Below are 16,251 nucleotides of genomic sequence, written 5' to 3' on the forward strand. Positions count from 1 at the left end.
ATCGGGTTGTCCCGGATTACGCTCGACAGTAAAGAATTTGAACTCCCGCGGCCGCTGCGGCACCAGGCGTTGGCGGCTCTGCGGCCACGGACCGGGGCCGGTCGGCCGGGGACTCGCCGGTCTCGTCGACCTCGCCGGCCTCTCCGGTTGTCGCCGGCGGCAGGCCGCTGCCGGCGAGGAACTGCTCGATGTTCTCCCCCGGCTCCCCGACCACGGCGATGGGTTCCTTGACCGGGACGTCGTCGCCTTCGGCCGCGAGCAGTGCGAGCACCGTCCCCGCCGCGCCGGAGGGCACCTCCATCGCCGACTTGTCGGTCTCGATCTCACACAGCAGGGTCGAGGGCTCGACGACGTCGCCGACCTTCACCAGCCAGGTGGTGACCAGACACGACTCCACCGTGTTGCCGAGTTGTGGCATCACCACTACCTGCGCCATGGGTTCTCCTGTTTCTAGACGATGCGGACTTCGACGCCGCTGTTGCCGAGTTCGGCCCGGGCGTCCTCGCCCAGCCCGGAATCACTGATCACGCCGGCCAGGTCGGCCAGCGGCATGACACTGACGAAACCGGCGCGTGCGTACTTGGACGAGTCCGCCACCAGCCAGGACTCGGTCGCCCGCGCCTTCATCGCGCGGATCACCTCCGCACCCTCGGCGAACGCCGTGGTCAGGCCGCGTTCGGCGCTGAAGCCGTCGGTGCCGAAGAAGGCCAGCCGGACGTTGAAGTCCTCGATGGCCGCCAGGGCCCCCGGCCCCACCAGCGACTCACTGCTGCGGTGGAAGGTTCCCCCGGTGAGGACGACGGTCAGGGACGGGTGCAGCCGCGCGTAGCGAAGCACCAGCGTGGAGTTGGTGAGGATCCGCACTCCGCGGCGCTCGCCGAGGCGGGCGACGATCTCGGCACAGGTCGTGCCTGCCTCGATCATCACCACGTCGTCGTCACGGATCAGCTCCGCCGCCGCGGCGGCGATCCTGCCCTTCTCGCCCGCGTGCTGGAGTTGGCGCTCCAGCACGTTGCGGTAGCCGGTGGCCTCCGCACCGCCGTGGGTGCGGACGAGCAGGCCCCGGTCCTCGAGGGCACGCAGGTCGCTGCGCACGGTGACCTCGGAGACGCCGAGCTGGCGGGACAGCGCGGCGACCGACAGCGATCCCTCTCTGGCCAGGCGCGCCAGGATCAGGGACTCACGCTCGTTGCGCTCGATCGACATCGATCGGTGTCCTTTCGAATGATCTTCGAACTAGATCCTTTAACGATTCAATCGTAAGCTAGTGGCAGCGATCCCGCAAGCCATAGATGCCGTGGAGCGGGACGCAACCGTCCGCACGGCAGCGAGGAATCTGATGGAGATCCTGTTCGACACCGCCAACCTGGCCGCCATCGAGGAGATGACGCCGCTCTACCCCGTCGCCGGGGTGACCACCAATCCGACGATCATCAAGGCCGAGGGCCGGATCGACTTCTACCCGCACTTCCGCCGGATCCGCGAGATCATCGGCCCCGACCGCACCCTGCACATCCAGGTGCTCGCGCAGGACGCCGACGGCATCGTCGCCGACGCCCACCGGCTGCGCGAGGAGATCGACGGACGCGTGTACGCCAAGATCCCGACCACGGAACAGGGCATCCGCGCCATGCGGCTGCTGAAGGACGAGGGCGTGGGCGTCACGGCCACGGCGATCTACTCCAAGACCCAGGGCATGCTCGCCGTGGCGGCGGGCGCGGACTACATCGCTCCGTACTTCAACCGCATGGAGAGCCTCGACATCGACACCAGCGCGACGATCAAGAGCCTGGCGAAGTTCATCGACCGGCACGGTGCCGACTGCCGGATCATGGCGGCCAGCTTCAAGAATGTGGCCCAGGTGAGCGCAGCGTTCGAGGCCGGGGCTGCGGCCGTCACACTGCACCCGGACCTGCTCAGGGCGGCGCTGTCCAGCCCTGACATCACCCAGGCGGTGGACGCCTTCACGCAGGACTGGTTCGACACCTTCGGTACCACCACGCTGCCCTGACGAGTCCGGCCCCCCGCCGGAGTCCGGGCCGGCCCCGGCCCGGGCCGGTCAGCCCTGGCTGGCCAGCAGCGCCGCCTCCGCGGCCTTCGTCCAGCGCCCGTCGACCAGTTCCGCCGCGACCTGCGGCAGCGTGGCCGCCAGCTCGTCGAGGGTGACCAGGCCGAGGTCGGGGAGCATCGGGTAAACCATGATCTTGCCGCCGGAGGTGCGGTTGTTGACGCTCTCGATCCCGTCCGCGACCCCGGCCATGCCGGTGACGGCCCACAGCGACACGTTGGTGTCCAGCGTGCCGTCCTCGACCTTGGCGAGCATGGTCTTCATGTCCTGGATCCGCGACCCCGAGGTGCCGACCAGGTAGATCCCCTGGCTGGCGATCTTCGTCAGGTCGAGCTCCGCCATGGTGCCGATCGCGAACCCGGCGAACGCGTTCACGATCGCGCCCTCGCTGGCGATGTCGACGGCCTGGGCGATCAGGAACGGCGCGGGGACCATCGCTGCGATGTAGCTGTACCCGGCCTCCAGGGGCTCGGTCCTCGAGTTCCGGAAGGACGCAGGGACGCCGTTCGCCTCCGCGACAGGGGCGACGACGGCGGCCAGGTGCGCGAGCCGCGCGTCGTCGACGTCGACGGCGTCCATCGTGATCCCCGGGACGCCGCTGACGGCGGTCCGCACGGTGTGCATCAGGCCCATCGGGCCGGCGGCGCCGACGATCGCGATCCGCTCGCCGTCCCGCAGCTCGCACTGCGCAGGAATCCGGGCGTAGCCCGCGGCCGCATCCGTGCCTGCGGTGCCGGTGTAGCGGATCAGGTCGTAGTGGACGCGGCCGACGTCGATCTTGACGAGCCGGTCGAAGACCCCGCCGGCGAGCACCACGTCCAGCACCGCGCCCACACCGAGCTTCGCGCCCAGTGCTTCTGCGACATCGGCGTCGGACCCGGCGTAGATGATGTCGTCGAAGCTGCCCTCGGCCTCCGCCAGCGAGGCCACCCGGGTCGCCCCCGGCACGTCCGCGGCCCCCACCACCGTGACGGACCCGGGCGCGGCCTGCGCGAGCAGCACCTCGATCCCCTCGACCGCGTCGGCGACGACCAGCAACCGCCCGCCCGGCTTGAGGGTCTGCCGTTCGCCCCAGGCGTAGGCGGCCTCGACGCAGGCCCACGGCTCGATCAGCGCGACGGCCGAGGCGGACGGGCCCTCGCTCACCGGGATCAGGAAGCGCTCGCCGGTCGCGGGGTCCATGATCACCCGCTCGTCGAGGACGACGTACTCCTGCAGCGCCCCCTCGAAGTTGTAGCCGAAGGCGGCGTTCGAGCTGGCCGTGGGCAGGTGCCGGTAGTCGGTCTGGACGAGCACGCGCTCGCCGACCCGGTGGTGCTGCACCTCCGAGCCGACGGCGACGATGCGCCCGACCGGCTCGTGGCCGGGGACGATCGGTGCCGCGCCCGGCTTGTAACTGGGGATGGTCGCCAACTCGTCCGCGCTGAGCCCGCCGAGCACCTCGCTCTTGCGCGGGTGGTGCGTGAACGCGTGCAGCAGCTTGGTGTCGGAGAAGCAGATGCCGCACGCCTCGGGAGCGAGCACGAGCTGCGTCGGGCCGAGGTCGTACATCGCCTTGGCCTCGTTGTGCACCACCTGGTCGGCGCCGACGAACTGGATGGCGTGCTGGGTGGCCGGGAACTCCTGGGTCATGGATGCGTCCTTCGCGTTCAGTTGAGCATGTTCTGGCCGCCGGTCACCGGGACGGCCTGGCCGGTCTCGTAGGCCTGGTCGACGATGTAGTAGACGGCCTTGGCGAGGTCGGAGGGGAGGCAGCCGCGGCCCATCGGGACCTTGGCCTCGTAGGACCGGCGGACGTCCGCGACCGTGGACGCGCCCGGCACCTTGCCCGCCTTCAGGTACTGCACGAACAGCCCGCGCTCCGGATCGGTCCACAGGGGACCGTCGAGATAATTGCCGGGGCAGATCGCGTTCACCTTGATGCCGTACTCGATCAGCTCCAGGGCGAAGCTCTGGGTGAGCCCGATGCCGCCGAACTTGGAGCCGGCGTAGGCGAAGTTGCGCTTCGACCCCTCCAGCCCCGACTTGGAGTTGATCTCGATGATGTCGAACAGGGCCTCGGGGCGAGCGGCGCGCTGCGCCGCCATGACCGGTGCGACCGCACGCACCCCCAGGAAGTAGCCGCGGTAGTTGACGTTGGTGACGAGGTCGAAGTCGGCGACCTTCTGGGTCATCACGCCCTCGGCGCGCAGGACGCCGGCGTTGGAGATGAACACGTCGACGCCGCCGTAGATGGCCACGACCTGCGCGATCGCGTCCAGCTGGGACTGCTCGTCGCTCACGTTCACCGCGACCGCCACGGCCCTGCCCTCGCCGTGGATCGCCGCCAGTTCGGCCGCCTGCCTGCTCGCCAGGTCGATGTTGAGGTCGGCGAGCACGACCTGGGCGCCCTCGGCGAGGAGTTCGGTCGTGATGCCCAGCCCGAAGCCCTGGGCCGCCCCGGTGACCACGACGACCTTGCCGTCCATCCGGCCCGTGCGGCTGGACGCGGCGACGGCCTTGCGGTAGCTCTCCGCCTCCCAGTTCTCGATGAAGCCGCGCTCCCCCGCGTCCAGGCAGCGGACGGTGCCGATCCGGTTCGCGTCGCGGGCGACCCGCAGCGCGTCGGTGAAGGTCGCCAGTGCGGTCCGTGCGGACGCGAGGTCCGCGCCCGCGCCGAAGGCGACGACGCCGGGGACGACGGCGATCACCGGGTCTTTGCCATGCCGCTCCCGGTAGCCGGCGACGGCAGCGGTCACCGCCGCGGCGTCCGCGTCGGCGGGCAGCACGAGCGGCAGCGACCCCGCGTACACGATCTGGTCGGGGATCAGCGGCCCGTCGGTGAGGATCGCCTCGCCGGCGGGCGTCGTGGTCACGGCGCGGACGAGGTCGGAGCTGTCGGAGGTGACCACCACGAGGCGCTCGGCGGTGCCGAGAAGACCCCGCAGGGTCGGGGCGACGGTGCTGACCAGCGGGCCCGGGTGCTGCTCCGCGGGGGCCGCGACGACGGGCTCGCCGGCCTCGATCGCGGCCGCGATGGTCGCGGTGAGGCGCTCGGCACGCTCGGTGAGTTCCGCCGCGGAGTTGCCGGACACGATGATGCCGTGGTTGCCGAGGAGGGTGATCCCCGGGGCCGGGCGAGAGGTCCGCGCGGTGTAGGCGTCCCTGACCTCGGCCACCGTGCGGGCCAGCGGGACGCCGGGGTCGGTGTAGGGGACGAAGACGGCCTCGTCGCCGAACAGCCGCTCGGTGAGGGCTGCTGCGTCCACATTGCAGGTGACCGCATTGGCGACCAGCGGGTGGGTGTGCAGCACCAGCGCGTCGGGGATCAGCGCATGGAACAGGATCTCGACGCTCGGCCGGCGTCCGCCCGGCGCGTCCACCAGCGCCTTCGCCGCCACGGCCTGCACGGGATCGCCCTGGACCGGCTCGTCGGAGCCGAGCGCGTCCAGCAGGACGTCAGTGCGCAGGCCGACCAGGTCGGCGGCGGTGAGCGTGGCCAGCGGGACGCCGGACGGCTTGATCCACAGCACCCCGTCCACCTTCACCGAGGCGTTGCCGCCGCCGGCGCGCGAGTACTCGGGGTCCGCCCCGAACACGTTCGCGACCTGGATCAGCTCGTCGACCAGGCTCATCAGTTCTCACTCCTCGGTTCGTCTTCTGCCTGCTGTGGGGAGCCCGGCACCCTCCGGGAGGAGGCAGCGGGGTCGACCAGTGCGCTGCCGAGTTCGACCAGCTCCGCGGTCGGGACGTGCGTGCGGGCTCCGGTCGCGTCCACGTAGCCGGGCCGCCCCTCGGCAACCTCGTGCTGGTGGGCGGCGACCACGCAGGTCGCCTCCCAGAACGCGGCCCGGGCCATGTCCGAGACCGGACCGTCGAGGCAGGCGACCTCGATCGGGATCCGGTCCAGCGTGTTGTGCTCGGTGCCGCCCATCACGATGATTCCGGCGTCGGTGAACGCCCTCACGTAGGCGTCGACGCACGCGGTGGTGTTCCGGATCGGGATCAGTTCGGCGGCGTGGATACCGCGCTCCACGAGCTGGGCGGCCAGATGCCCGGCCGGGTCCTCGAAGGGGCAGATGGGGCTCACCCCGTCGGCCAGCGTCGGGTAGGTCGGGATGCCACCCATCTCCAGGACGTAGCGGTAGGCGTCGGCGAAGCTCAGCGGCACCTCCGCGACGAACCCCGGCGTGCCGGCCTTGATCAGCCGGGAGCGCAGCTCGCCCTGCAGGGCGACGGCGTCGTCCACGTCGACCGCCGACGGGCCGCCGTAGGCGCGGGCGAGAACCGCCAGCCGCTCCTCGCGCGGCAGCGCCGCGAGCGCCTGCTGGAACGCCTGGGCGATGTGGCGCTCCTGCAACGAGACCCACTCGACCCGGACCTGTGCCGAGGCCGCGACGGCCTCGGCGATGCGCGCGGCGTCGAGGCCGGTGTCCAGGCCGGACGCGGCGAAGTGCGCGGCGAGCCGGGCCACCATCGCGGTGGCCCGCTCGTCGTTTCCGGCGCGGATCTCCCGCGCGATCCGCGCGGCGGTCTCGGTCCTGCGCGCGAACGGCGCGATGCCCTTGCCGCACAGGTACATCCGGCCGGGATTCGCCGGATCGTTGACACGGATGCCGGCCGCGGCGAGGTCGGGATCGAGAGTGATGAACTCCAGCCCGTACAGCGGCACGATGCCGGCAGCCTGGGCCTGTTCGGCGAAGACCGCGTAGACCTGCTGGTCGAAGAAGTTCGAGATGCCCACCGCCCGGGCGCCCTCGGACGCCGCCGCACCAATCGCATCGGCGACGGTGGTGAAGGCCGAGAAGTTCGGGGGGAAGTGGACGTGGGTGTTCACGACGGGGAGCCCGCCCCCGGTCTCCAGGACTGCGCTGTCGGTCATCTGCCGTACCTGTCTGCTCTCTGCGGCGGCTTCGGTGCCGGCCATTGGAACGATTCAAGAGCCTAGCATCAATCCCCTGCCCGCAACAGCCGCCGTCCACCGACGCCGCCACCCGCCCGGTCCGGACGGGACCCCGGCTGCTGTCAACAGAAATCGATCTCAGAATGATAACGATTCAGCGCGGACGCGTGACAACCCTCGGCGAATCTCCGTACGATGCTGAAATCGATTTCTCAGATGGAGGCGACGATGCTGCTCAATCTGGACCCCGTGCTCACGGGACGCCTGCTGCTGGCCCTCGACGAGATGGGCCACGGCGACGGCGTGGTCATCGCCGACGCCCACTTCACCGCGTCGAAGCTGGCCAGGAAGCACCTGGTCGACCTGCCCGGTCTCGGCTCGCCACGCGTCCTGCGTGCGGTGCGGTCGGTCATGGTGCCCGACAGCCACGGTCCTGCGCTGGACCTGATGGAGAGCCCCGACGGGCTGTTGCCCGTCCAGTCGGAACTGATCGAGGCCGCCCGCCTCGACGGCGAGGAGCACCGCCTGGTCGAGAGGTTCGCGTTCTACGACCTCGCCGCGCAGGCGGAACTGATCATCCGCACCGGCGAGACCCGCACCTACGGCAACGCGCTGTTCCGCAAGGGCGTCACTCCGGTCGGCGGGGCGTTCGCATGACCGTGACCGGCACGGCGCCGTCCGGGACGCACGACCCGGACCTCCTCCTGCAGGTCGAGGGGGTGGAGAAGAGCTTCCCCGGCGTGAAGGCGCTCCAGGGAATGCGCCTCGACCTCCGCAAGGGCGAGGTCCTCGGGCTGGTCGGCGAGAACGGCGCCGGCAAGTCCACGCTGATGAAGCTGCTCACCGGCATCTACTCGCGCGAGGCGGGCGACTTCTGGCTGAACGGCCAGCCCCTCGACGTCCACACGCCGAAGGAGGCGCAGGAGGCCGGCCTCTCGATCATCCACCAGGAGCTCAACCTCGTCCCGCACCTCAGTGTCGCGGAGAACATCTGGCTGGGCCGCGAGCCGGTCTCCGGCGGCTTCTTCACCCGCCCGGGCGAGCAGGTGCGCAGGACGCGGGAACTGCTGGCCGGCCTGGGCATGGTGATCGACCCCCGGGCCCTGGTGTCGAGCCTGAGCGTCGCACAGCAGCAGATGGTCGAGATCGCCAAGGCCCTGTCGTTCGAGGCGACCAAGGTCCTGATCATGGACGAGCCCACCGCGGCCCTCAACGACGCGGAGGTCGCCAAGCTGCACGACCTGATCCGGCGGTTCATCACCCCGCAGACCGGTGTCGTGTACATCTCCCACCGGATGGCCGAACTCAAGCGCATCGCCGACCGGATCACGGTGATCCGCGACGGCCACTACATCGACACCATGCCGATGGCGGGCACGACGATGGACGAGGTGATCTCCCGGATGGTCGGCCGGGCCATCAACACCGATGCCCGGCCCGAGAACGTCCGCGACGACCGCCCGATGGTGCTCAGCGTCTCGAACCTGTCCACCAAGGCCCTGCTGAAGGACGTCGGCTTCGACCTGTTCCGCGGCGAGGTGCTCGGGTTCGCCGGCCTGATGGGCGCGGGCCGCACCGAGGTCGCGCGCGCGATCGTGGGCGCCGACCCGATCACCTCCGGCCAGATCCTCCTGAACAGCAACCCGGTGACCATCCGCTCCCCCGCCCGCGCCGCGGAGCTGGGCATCGGCTACCTCTCCGAGGACCGCAAGCGACTCGGCCTGATGCTGGCGCTGTCCGTGGCGCACAACATCACGGTCAGTTCGCTGGAGACGAGGTTCTCCTCGGCCTCGTTCGTGAACGACAAGGCGATCCGCGAGGCCGCCGAGGCGTCGCGGAAGCTGCTCAACATCAAGACGCCGAGCGTGAACCAGCTGGTCAAATACCTCTCCGGGGGCAACCAGCAGAAGGCGATCATCGCGCGCTGGCTCGTCAAGGACTGCGACATCCTCATCTTCGACGAGCCCACCCGCGGCATCGACGTGGGCGCCAAGGAGGAGATCTATCAGCTGCTCAACCGGCTCGCCGGCGAGGGCAAGTCGATCATCATGATCTCCTCCGAACTGCCCGAGATCCTCCGCATGTCCCACCGCGTCGTCGTCATGGCCGACGGCCGCGTGACCGGCGTGCTCACCGCCGACGAGGCCAACCAGGAGTCGATCATGCGACTCGCCACGCACCGCGAGGAGACCGTCCTCGCCGACCCGACCCAGAAAGCAGGCCGATGATGTCCTCCTCCACCACCACCGAGGCCGAGGCGACCGGCGGCTCCCGGCTCGGTGGCCTGCGCAACCAGCTCCAGCAGCTGTTCGCGTTCCTCGGCCTCGTGCTGATCTTCGCCGTCTTCTCGATCGCCCAGCCCACCGTCTTCCCGACCTACTCCAACATCACCGGCAACATCCTGTTCTCCGCCGTCGTGATCGGCCTGCTGGCCCTGGGCGCGACGCTGGTCATCATCACCAGCGGCATCGACCTGTCGGTCGGCACCGGGATGACCCTCTGCGCGGTGATGTCGGCGACCTTCATGGTCAGCTGGCACCTGCCGGTCTGGCTGGGCCTGATCCTGACCTTGCTGTTCGGGTTCCTCCTCGGCGCGGTCAACGGCACCAACGTCGCGATCCTCGGCCTGCCGCCGTTCATCGCGACCCTCGCGATGATGCTCGTCGCCCAGGGCCTCGCCCTGGTCATCTCCAACGCCGCCCCGATCTACTTCGACGCGACCGGCGCGCACGCCTCCCTGATCTGGCTCTCCACCGGAAACCTGATCCCCGGGGTGAAATTCCCCAACGCCGTCCTGGTCTTCCTGCTCGCCGCGGTGGTGGCCTACGTCCTGCTCAACAAGACGCTGCTCGGACGCTACGACATCTCGATCGGCAGCAACGAGGAGGCCACGGCGCTGTCCGGCATCAACACGAAGAAGTGGCTGATCCTCATCTACGCCGTGGCGGGCGTGTTCACCGCCCTCGGCGGGATCATGATCTCGGCGCGGCTCGGCTCGGCCCAGCCGGCCACCGGCGCCGGCTACGAACTCCAGGCGATCGCCGCCGTCGTGATCGGCGGCACCTCGCTGTCCGGCGGCAAGGGCACGATCGTCGGCACCGTGATCGGCGCGCTGATCATCGCCGTGATCAACAACGGCCTCCAGATCATGTCCGTGCGCCAGGAGTGGCAGAACGTGATCCTCGGCCTCGTGATCCTGGTCGTCGTCTTCATCGACCAGTTCCGGGCCCGCCGGCTGGCGGCCTCCTAGACCCCACCCTCACTGCGTCCCACCCAACAACTCCCGCACCAACCCAACGAAGGAGAAACAATGCGGAAGATTTCAGTAGGCCTCGCCGCGCTCGGCGTGGCGGCCTCGATGACCCTGGCGGCCTGTTCCTCCGGCACTCCGGCAGCCTCGGGCAGCGCCGGCGCCGGCGAGAACTCCGGCACCAAGCCCTACATCGCGATCGTGTCCAAGGGCTTCCAGCACCAGTTCTGGCAGGCCGTCAAGACCGGTGCCGAGGCCAAGGCCAAGGAGCTGAACGTCGAGATCAGCTTCGAGGGCCCCTCCGCCGAGACCGAGGTGGAGCAGCAGATGACCATGCTCCAGAACGCGCTGGCGAAGAAGCCGGCGGCGCTCGGCTTCGCCGCCCTGGACAGCAAGGCCGCGGCGTCGGTGCTGCAGCAGTTCAAGGACGCCAGCATCCCGGTGATCGCGTTCGACTCCGGCGTCGACTCCGACATCCCGCTGACCACGGCCGCGACCGACAACAAGGCCGCCGCGGCCGAGGCGGCCAAGCACATGTGCGAGCTGATCGGCAGCACGGGCAAGGTGGGCATGGTCGTCCACGACCAGACCTCGAAGTCCGGCACCGACCGCCGCGACGGCTTCATCGAGGGCATCAAGGCCAACTGCCCCGGCGTCACCCTGCTCGACCCGCAGTACGGCGCCGGCGACCAGGCCAAGAGCGCGGACATCGCCAAGAGCATGATCCAGGCCAACCCCGACATCGCGGGCATCTTCGGCTCCAACGAGGGCTCCGCCATCGGCGCGCTGAAGGGTGTCCAGGAGGCCGGCGACGCGGCGAAGAACGTGAAGCTGGTCGGGTTCGACTCCGGCCAGGCCCAGATCGACGCGATCACCGCGGGGACGATGGCGGGCGCCATCACGCAGAACCCGGTCGGAATGGGCGAGGCCGTCGTCCAGGCCGCGGTGGACGCGATCAACGGCAAGACTCTGGAGAAGACGATCGACACCGGCTTCTACTGGTACGACAAGTCCAACATCGCCGACGAGAAGATCCAGGCCGTCCTCTACAAGTGATCGCCTGACCGTCTCACCCTCACACCGGGGGCGGCACCCGCACGGGTGTCGCCCCCGGGCCACCCCTGGGAACCGCCCGTTCCGGGACGTCCCCGGGCCCCCTCGGAGAGGATCAGCCATGCCGGCCACCCACTCGACGGACACCCCCAGGAAGCTGCTGACCAACGACCTGCCGAGCGACGACGTGCCGGGCGGGACGAGCTGCGAGGCACCCCCGGGGGCCCATGCCGGGTCCGGGTCGTCCCGGAGCCGGCCACGACGGATCCCCCGCCCGCTGCGCCGCGGACCCGCCCCCGGGGCGGGGCGGTCCTGCTCGCACCCGCCGAGGAGGGAGGGCGGAGCGACGCCCAGCCGGTGCGTGACTGTTCCGCCGTCTCCTAGGCTCTCCCTCGTGCACACCGTTCTTCCGCAGCGGGCTCGAGGGGGTCGCGGATGATCACGATCTACGACGTCGCCGCGCGGGCGGGCGTGTCCCCCGCGACCGTGTCGAGAGTGTTCAACGGCATCAAGGTCACTCCCGAGCGGGTCGAGGCCGTGCGGGCCGCGGCCGCAGAGCTCGGCTTCGTCCCCAACCGCAACGCCCGCCGCCTGCGCACCAACTCCTCGGAGATCATCGCGATGATGGTCCCCGACATCGAGAACCCCTTCTTCACCGTGATGACCAGGGCGGTCGAGGACGTCGCGCGCGCCGGTGGCTACTCGGTGATGCTGTGCAACACCGACGAGGACGCCGAACGCGAGCAGGACTATCTGCGCGCAGCGGTCAGCGACCCGGTGGCCGGCATCGTGATGGTGCCGAGCAGCCGCACCACGAACCTCGACCTGCCCCTGGAACGCGGCGTCCCGGTCGTGTGTGTCGACCGGCGCGCCCCCGGCTACCAGGTGGACGCGGTCGTCGCGGAGAACGTGGCCGGGGCCACCGCGGCGGCGCGACAGCTGTTCGACTCCGGCTACCGCCGGGTGGCCTGCATCAGCGGCCCCGAGGGCGTCGAGACCGCCGACGAGCGCGCCGACGGCTGGGCGGCGGCCGTCCGCGAGGTCACCGGAGACCAGCCCGACCCCGAGTTGATCGTGCGCACCACCTACACCGTCACCGGCGGGGAGGAGGCCACCCGCCACCTGCTCGCCCTCCCGGACCCGCCCGATGCCGTGTTCGCCGCGAACAACCGGCTCGCCTCCGGCGCGATCCGGGTGCTCGCCGAGGCGGGAAGGCTGCCCCCGGCGACCGGGGTCGCGTCCTTCGGAGGGCTGCCCCTCGTACTGCTGATCCCCGCGGGGATCCAGGTCGCCCACCTGCCCGCCCGCGAACTCGGACTGACCGCGGCGACCATGCTGCTGGAACGGATCCACGGGCTGGACGCACCGGCGCGGGAGGTCGTGCTCCCGGTCGCCTTCAGCGACGAGGAGTCGACCATCTCCGTTCTCGAGGGACGCACCGCGGCGCGGCCCACGAACTCCTGAGAACAACGTCCGCCCACCCGGGACGGCGAGATCCGATCTTGACTGTGAAATCGATTGCTGAAAGCATGGATCCGGCTCGTCCCTGTCGTTCAGCGCGGTTCGCGGGGCTTCCGGCGATGAGTGAGAACCCAACCAAGGAGTGAGTTGTGACCACCTATCTCATGCCAGAGATCGCGCCGCGTCCGGCCGCCGAGCCGAAGACCGTCTACACGATCGCGAACGGCGACCTGCGTCTGACCACCAACGTGAAGACCTGGGCCATGCAGCAGCAGGTCGAGAGCGAGTTCGCCGCGGCGGTGGAGGCCCTGGGCTGGGCGGTCCGGCGGGCGCACGGCGTCGACCCGGCCACCGGCCACGGCTTCATCGACAGCCAGCGCCGCGGCATGGAGGTGTTCAAGGACGTCCCCCGCGACGCCCCGCTGGTGGTCGTCGAGGCGGTCTGGCAGTACAGCCACCACGTGCTGCACGGACTGCGCTCGCACAACGGTCCGATCCTGCTGGTGGCGAACTTCGCCGGCGACTTCCCCGGGCTGGTCGGCATGCTGAACCTGCACGGCTCGATGGTGAAGGCGGGCATCCCCCACGCCACGCTGTGGAGCAAGGACTTCACCGACGACTGGGCCCGGACCAGGCTCGCCGAGTGGCTGCAGACCGGCGCCATCGTCCACGACACGTCCCACGTCCGCGACCTGCCCGCGTTGCCCGCCTCCCCGGAGAAGGCCCTCGGCGAGGCGCTGGCCGCGCAGCTGAAGGCCGACAAGGCGATCATCGCCGTCTTCGACGAATACTGCATGGGCATGTACAACGCGCTGATCGACGACGAGCTGATGAACCCGGCCGGCATCTACAAGGAGCGGCTCAGCCAGAGCGCCCTGGTCGCCGAGATGAACACGGTCGGCGACGAGGAGGCGGACGCGGTGCGCGCGTGGCTGGACGCGGCCGGGATGACCTTCCACGTCGACAACGACGGTGACTGGAAGGAGAACCTCACCGACGAGCAGATCCACGCCCAGATGAAGATGTACGTCGCCGCGGTCCGGATGGCCGACGACTTCGGGGCGGATGTGGTCGGCATCCAGTACCAGCAGGGACTGAAGGACATGGTGCCCGCCTCCGACCTCGTCGAGGGCCTGCTGAACAACGTCGACCGGCCACCGGTGACGTCCCGGGACGGCTCGCGAGTGCTGTACGAGGGCGCCCCCATCCCCTGCGCCAATGAGGTCGACCAGGGCGTGGCCATCGACGCGCTCGTCACCAACCGGGTCTGGACCGCGATGGGCCTCGATCCCGCGACCACCCTGCACGACATCCGCTGGGGCGATGTGTGGGGCGAGGAGTTCGTCTGGGTGCTGGAGATCTCGGGCTCCGTCCCGGCGTCCCACCTCGGCGGGTACGACAAGGCTCACGGCTACCGGCAGAGCTACTACTTCTTCCCGCTCGGCGGCGCCACGCTTTCCGGGGTTTCCAAGCCCGGCGAGATCGTCTGGTCGCGCGTGTTCATCATGGACGGGGTGCTGCACGTCGACCTCGGCCGCGGCACCTGCATCGAGATGCCCGAAGCGGAGGTGCAGCGCCGGCTCGACTCCACCAACCCCGAGTGGCCGATCATGAACGCCGTCCTGCACGGCGTCGGGCGCGACCAGTTGATGGCCCGCCACAAGGCCAATCACCTCAACGTCGCCTATGCCCCCGACGCGGTGACCGCCGATGCGGCACTCACGGCCAAGGCCGCGATGTTCGCCGCGATGGGGTACCAGGTGCACCTGGCCGGGGATGTCCTGAACGACCTCGGCTGAGGGCCCCGCACGCCGGTTGTCGCGGCGCCCCGGCCGGACCCGCCGACCCGGGTGTGGCGGCGGCGTCACCGTCGGGAGCGGGCCCTGCGTTCCGCGTCGTCCCAGTCCTGGGCCCGGATCGGCAGCACTCCGGGCCGGTACTCGGTGAGGTCGGAGGAGGCGATCGACACCTCGCGCAGCGACGTCCGGTCGCCGGTCAGCGCCCCGCAGGCGCGAGCCTGGACGAGAAGGTTCCCCAGGGCGGTCCCCTCCGCAGGCCCGGCGACGACCGGCAGGCCGATGGCCTCGGCGGTCAGCTGGCACAGCAGCGCGTTCTGGCAACCGCCGCCGACGACGTGCACGACGCTCACCTCTCGGCCCGCCAGTGCGCAGGCCGTGCGGACGGCGTTGCGGTAGGCCAGGGCCAGCGAGTCGAGGATGCAGCGGCAGATCGCCACCGGGTCGTCGGCCAGGTCCTGCCCGGTCTCCGCGGCCATCGCCCGCAGCCGGGACGGCATGTCGCCGGGCGGCAGCAGCCGATCGTCGGTCATGTCCAGCACGCAGGACAGGCCGGGACCCTCCGCAGCGGCCGCCAGCAGCGGGAGGAGTTCGACGGCGCGTCCGCCCGCCTGCCAGGTGCGCACGCTCTCGCTGAGCACCCACAGCCCCATCACGTTCTTCAGGTAGCGGACCGTGCCGTCGATGCCCAGCTCGTTGGTGAAGTCGGCCGCCCGGCTCGCCGGGCTCAGCACCGGTTCCTCCAGCTCGAGCCCGACCAGCGACCAGGTCCCCGAGGAGATGAAGGCGAAGTCGGTGCCGCGGGCGGGAATGGACGCGACGGCCGAGGCGGTGTCGTGGCCGCCGACGGCCACGACCTGCAGGGGGCGCGAGAACAGTCCACGCCTGGTCGGGCCGAGGATGGTGCCCGGCTCGACCAGCTCGGGCAGGACCGCGGGCACCGGGAGGTCGTAGCGCTCGGCGAGGTGCGCGCAGGTGGATGCGGACCAGGTGCGGGCCGCGACGTCGAGCAGCCCCGTGGTGGAGGCCATCGTGACCTCCGCGACCTCGCGCCCGCTCAGCCAGTAGGACATCAGGTCCGGCATCAGCAGGACCCGCGCGACCTCTCCCCAGCGGTCGTCGTCACGGGCGGCGACCAGCTGGAAGATGGTGTTGAACGCCATCACCTGCAGGCCGGCGGCCGCGTACAGCTCCTCCGCGGGCAGGCCGGCGAAGACGAGTTCGGGGACGCCCAGCGTCCGGTCGTCGCGGTAGTGGAACGGCGCCTCCAGCAGCTCGCCCGCGGCGTCCAGGCGTCCGTAGTCGACGCCCCAGGTGTCCACCCCCACGGACTCCAGCGCCCCGCCGGACGCCTCGATCGCCGCCTCGATCCCGCTCCGGACGTGCGCGAACAGGCCGCTCGCGTCGGTGTGGATGCCGTCGGACGCCTTCACCGGGCCGTTCTCGAACCGCGCGGTCTGGGTGAGCTCGAAGCGTCCGTCCTCGAGCCTGCCCACGATCACCCGGCCGCTGGACGCACCGAGATCGGCGGCGGCGAAGTAGCGGGCGGTCACCGGTCCGACCCCTGGATCGGGGTCCACTGCAGAACCAGCTCCATCGCCGCTCCTTCGAGACGTGTTGAATCGTTTCATAGCCTACTTACCCGCACGTCTGCCGTCAAGGCCGCTGATCGCCGCGTGCCACTCCCCCGTTCCTGCTCCCGAAAGGCGGCTTTGCTCCCCGAATTCGGGGAGCAAAGCCG

General features: G+C 70.3%; 13 protein-coding genes. 7 read left to right on the top strand and 6 right to left on the bottom strand.

Annotated elements, in window-relative coordinates:
* Positions 1-16 precede the first annotated feature (16 nt).
* Both QM633_RS04190 and QM633_RS04195 read right to left on the bottom strand, forming a co-directional pair.
* Positions 17-436 (bottom strand): biotin/lipoyl-containing protein, encoded by a 420-nt coding sequence (locus QM633_RS04190; RefSeq protein WP_415152473.1) that lies wholly within the window; start codon positions 434-436, stop codon positions 17-19.
* A 14-nt stretch (positions 437-450) separates the two neighbouring features.
* Complete coding sequence (locus tag QM633_RS04195) at positions 451-1,206, bottom strand: DeoR/GlpR family DNA-binding transcription regulator (RefSeq protein WP_415152474.1); 756 nt, start codon at positions 1,204-1,206, stop codon at positions 451-453.
* 133 nt (positions 1,207-1,339) lie between these two features.
* Between QM633_RS04195 and QM633_RS04200 the strand changes: the two genes are divergently transcribed.
* Positions 1,340-2,011, top strand: a complete 672-nt coding sequence (locus QM633_RS04200; RefSeq protein ID WP_415152475.1) for a fructose-6-phosphate aldolase — start codon at positions 1,340-1,342, stop codon at positions 2,009-2,011.
* A gap of 48 nt (positions 2,012-2,059) precedes the next feature.
* Here the strand turns inward: QM633_RS04200 and QM633_RS04205 are convergent, their stop codons facing one another.
* From QM633_RS04205 to QM633_RS04215, 3 genes are read right to left on the bottom strand one after another with little or no spacing between them, the layout of a single operon-like run.
* On the bottom strand, positions 2,060-3,700 hold the full coding sequence (locus QM633_RS04205; protein WP_415152476.1) for an alcohol dehydrogenase catalytic domain-containing protein: 1,641 nt from the start codon (positions 3,698-3,700) through the stop codon (positions 2,060-2,062).
* A gap of 17 nt (positions 3,701-3,717) precedes the next feature.
* Positions 3,718-5,682 carry an SDR family NAD(P)-dependent oxidoreductase gene (locus QM633_RS04210; protein WP_415152477.1) on the bottom strand — a complete coding sequence of 655 codons (1,965 nt, stop codon included), beginning with the start codon at positions 5,680-5,682 and terminating at the stop codon, positions 3,718-3,720.
* Positions 5,682-6,929, bottom strand: coding sequence for a hypothetical protein (locus tag QM633_RS04215; RefSeq protein WP_415152478.1), 1,248 nt, complete (start codon positions 6,927-6,929; stop codon positions 5,682-5,684). Before QM633_RS04215 ends, QM633_RS04210 begins: the two co-directional genes overlap by 1 nt.
* Before the next feature lie 249 nt (positions 6,930-7,178).
* Between QM633_RS04215 and QM633_RS04220 the strand changes: the two genes are divergently transcribed.
* The 6 genes from QM633_RS04220 to QM633_RS04245 all read left to right on the top strand — a co-directional run bounded on the left by QM633_RS04220 (position 7,179) and on the right by QM633_RS04245 (position 14,513).
* The gene (locus QM633_RS04220) at positions 7,179-7,607 is read left to right on the top strand and encodes an RbsD/FucU family protein (RefSeq protein WP_415152479.1); all 429 of its coding nucleotides are present in this window, start codon (positions 7,179-7,181) and stop codon (positions 7,605-7,607) included.
* Entirely contained in the window at positions 7,604-9,178 is a 1,575-nt protein-coding gene (locus tag QM633_RS04225) for a sugar ABC transporter ATP-binding protein (RefSeq protein ID WP_415152480.1), read from the top strand. Before QM633_RS04220 ends, QM633_RS04225 begins: the two co-directional genes overlap by 4 nt.
* The gene (locus tag QM633_RS04230; RefSeq protein WP_415152481.1) at positions 9,178-10,200 is read left to right on the top strand and encodes an ABC transporter permease; all 1,023 of its coding nucleotides are present in this window, start codon (positions 9,178-9,180) and stop codon (positions 10,198-10,200) included. The genes QM633_RS04225 and QM633_RS04230 overlap by 1 nt, the downstream gene beginning before the upstream one ends.
* A gap of 60 nt (positions 10,201-10,260) precedes the next feature.
* The gene (locus QM633_RS04235) at positions 10,261-11,256 is read left to right on the top strand and encodes an ABC transporter substrate-binding protein (RefSeq protein ID WP_415152482.1); all 996 of its coding nucleotides are present in this window, start codon (positions 10,261-10,263) and stop codon (positions 11,254-11,256) included.
* Between the two features lie 432 nt (positions 11,257-11,688).
* Positions 11,689-12,717: a LacI family DNA-binding transcriptional regulator gene (locus QM633_RS04240; protein ID WP_415152483.1), complete on the top strand. Its 1,029-nt coding sequence runs from the start codon at positions 11,689-11,691 to the stop codon at positions 12,715-12,717.
* A 146-nt stretch (positions 12,718-12,863) separates the two neighbouring features.
* Positions 12,864-14,513: a hypothetical protein gene (locus QM633_RS04245; protein WP_415152484.1), complete on the top strand. Its 1,650-nt coding sequence runs from the start codon at positions 12,864-12,866 to the stop codon at positions 14,511-14,513.
* A 65-nt stretch (positions 14,514-14,578) separates the two neighbouring features.
* Here QM633_RS04245 and QM633_RS04250 read toward each other — a convergent pair whose 3' ends face one another.
* Entirely contained in the window at positions 14,579-16,063 is a 1,485-nt protein-coding gene (locus QM633_RS04250; protein ID WP_415152485.1) for a rhamnulokinase, read from the bottom strand.
* Positions 16,064-16,251: the final 188 nt, after the last annotated feature.

Source organism: Propionicimonas sp., assembly GCF_047606205.1.
Lineage (GTDB): Bacteria > Actinomycetota > Actinomycetes > Propionibacteriales > Propionibacteriaceae > Propionicimonas.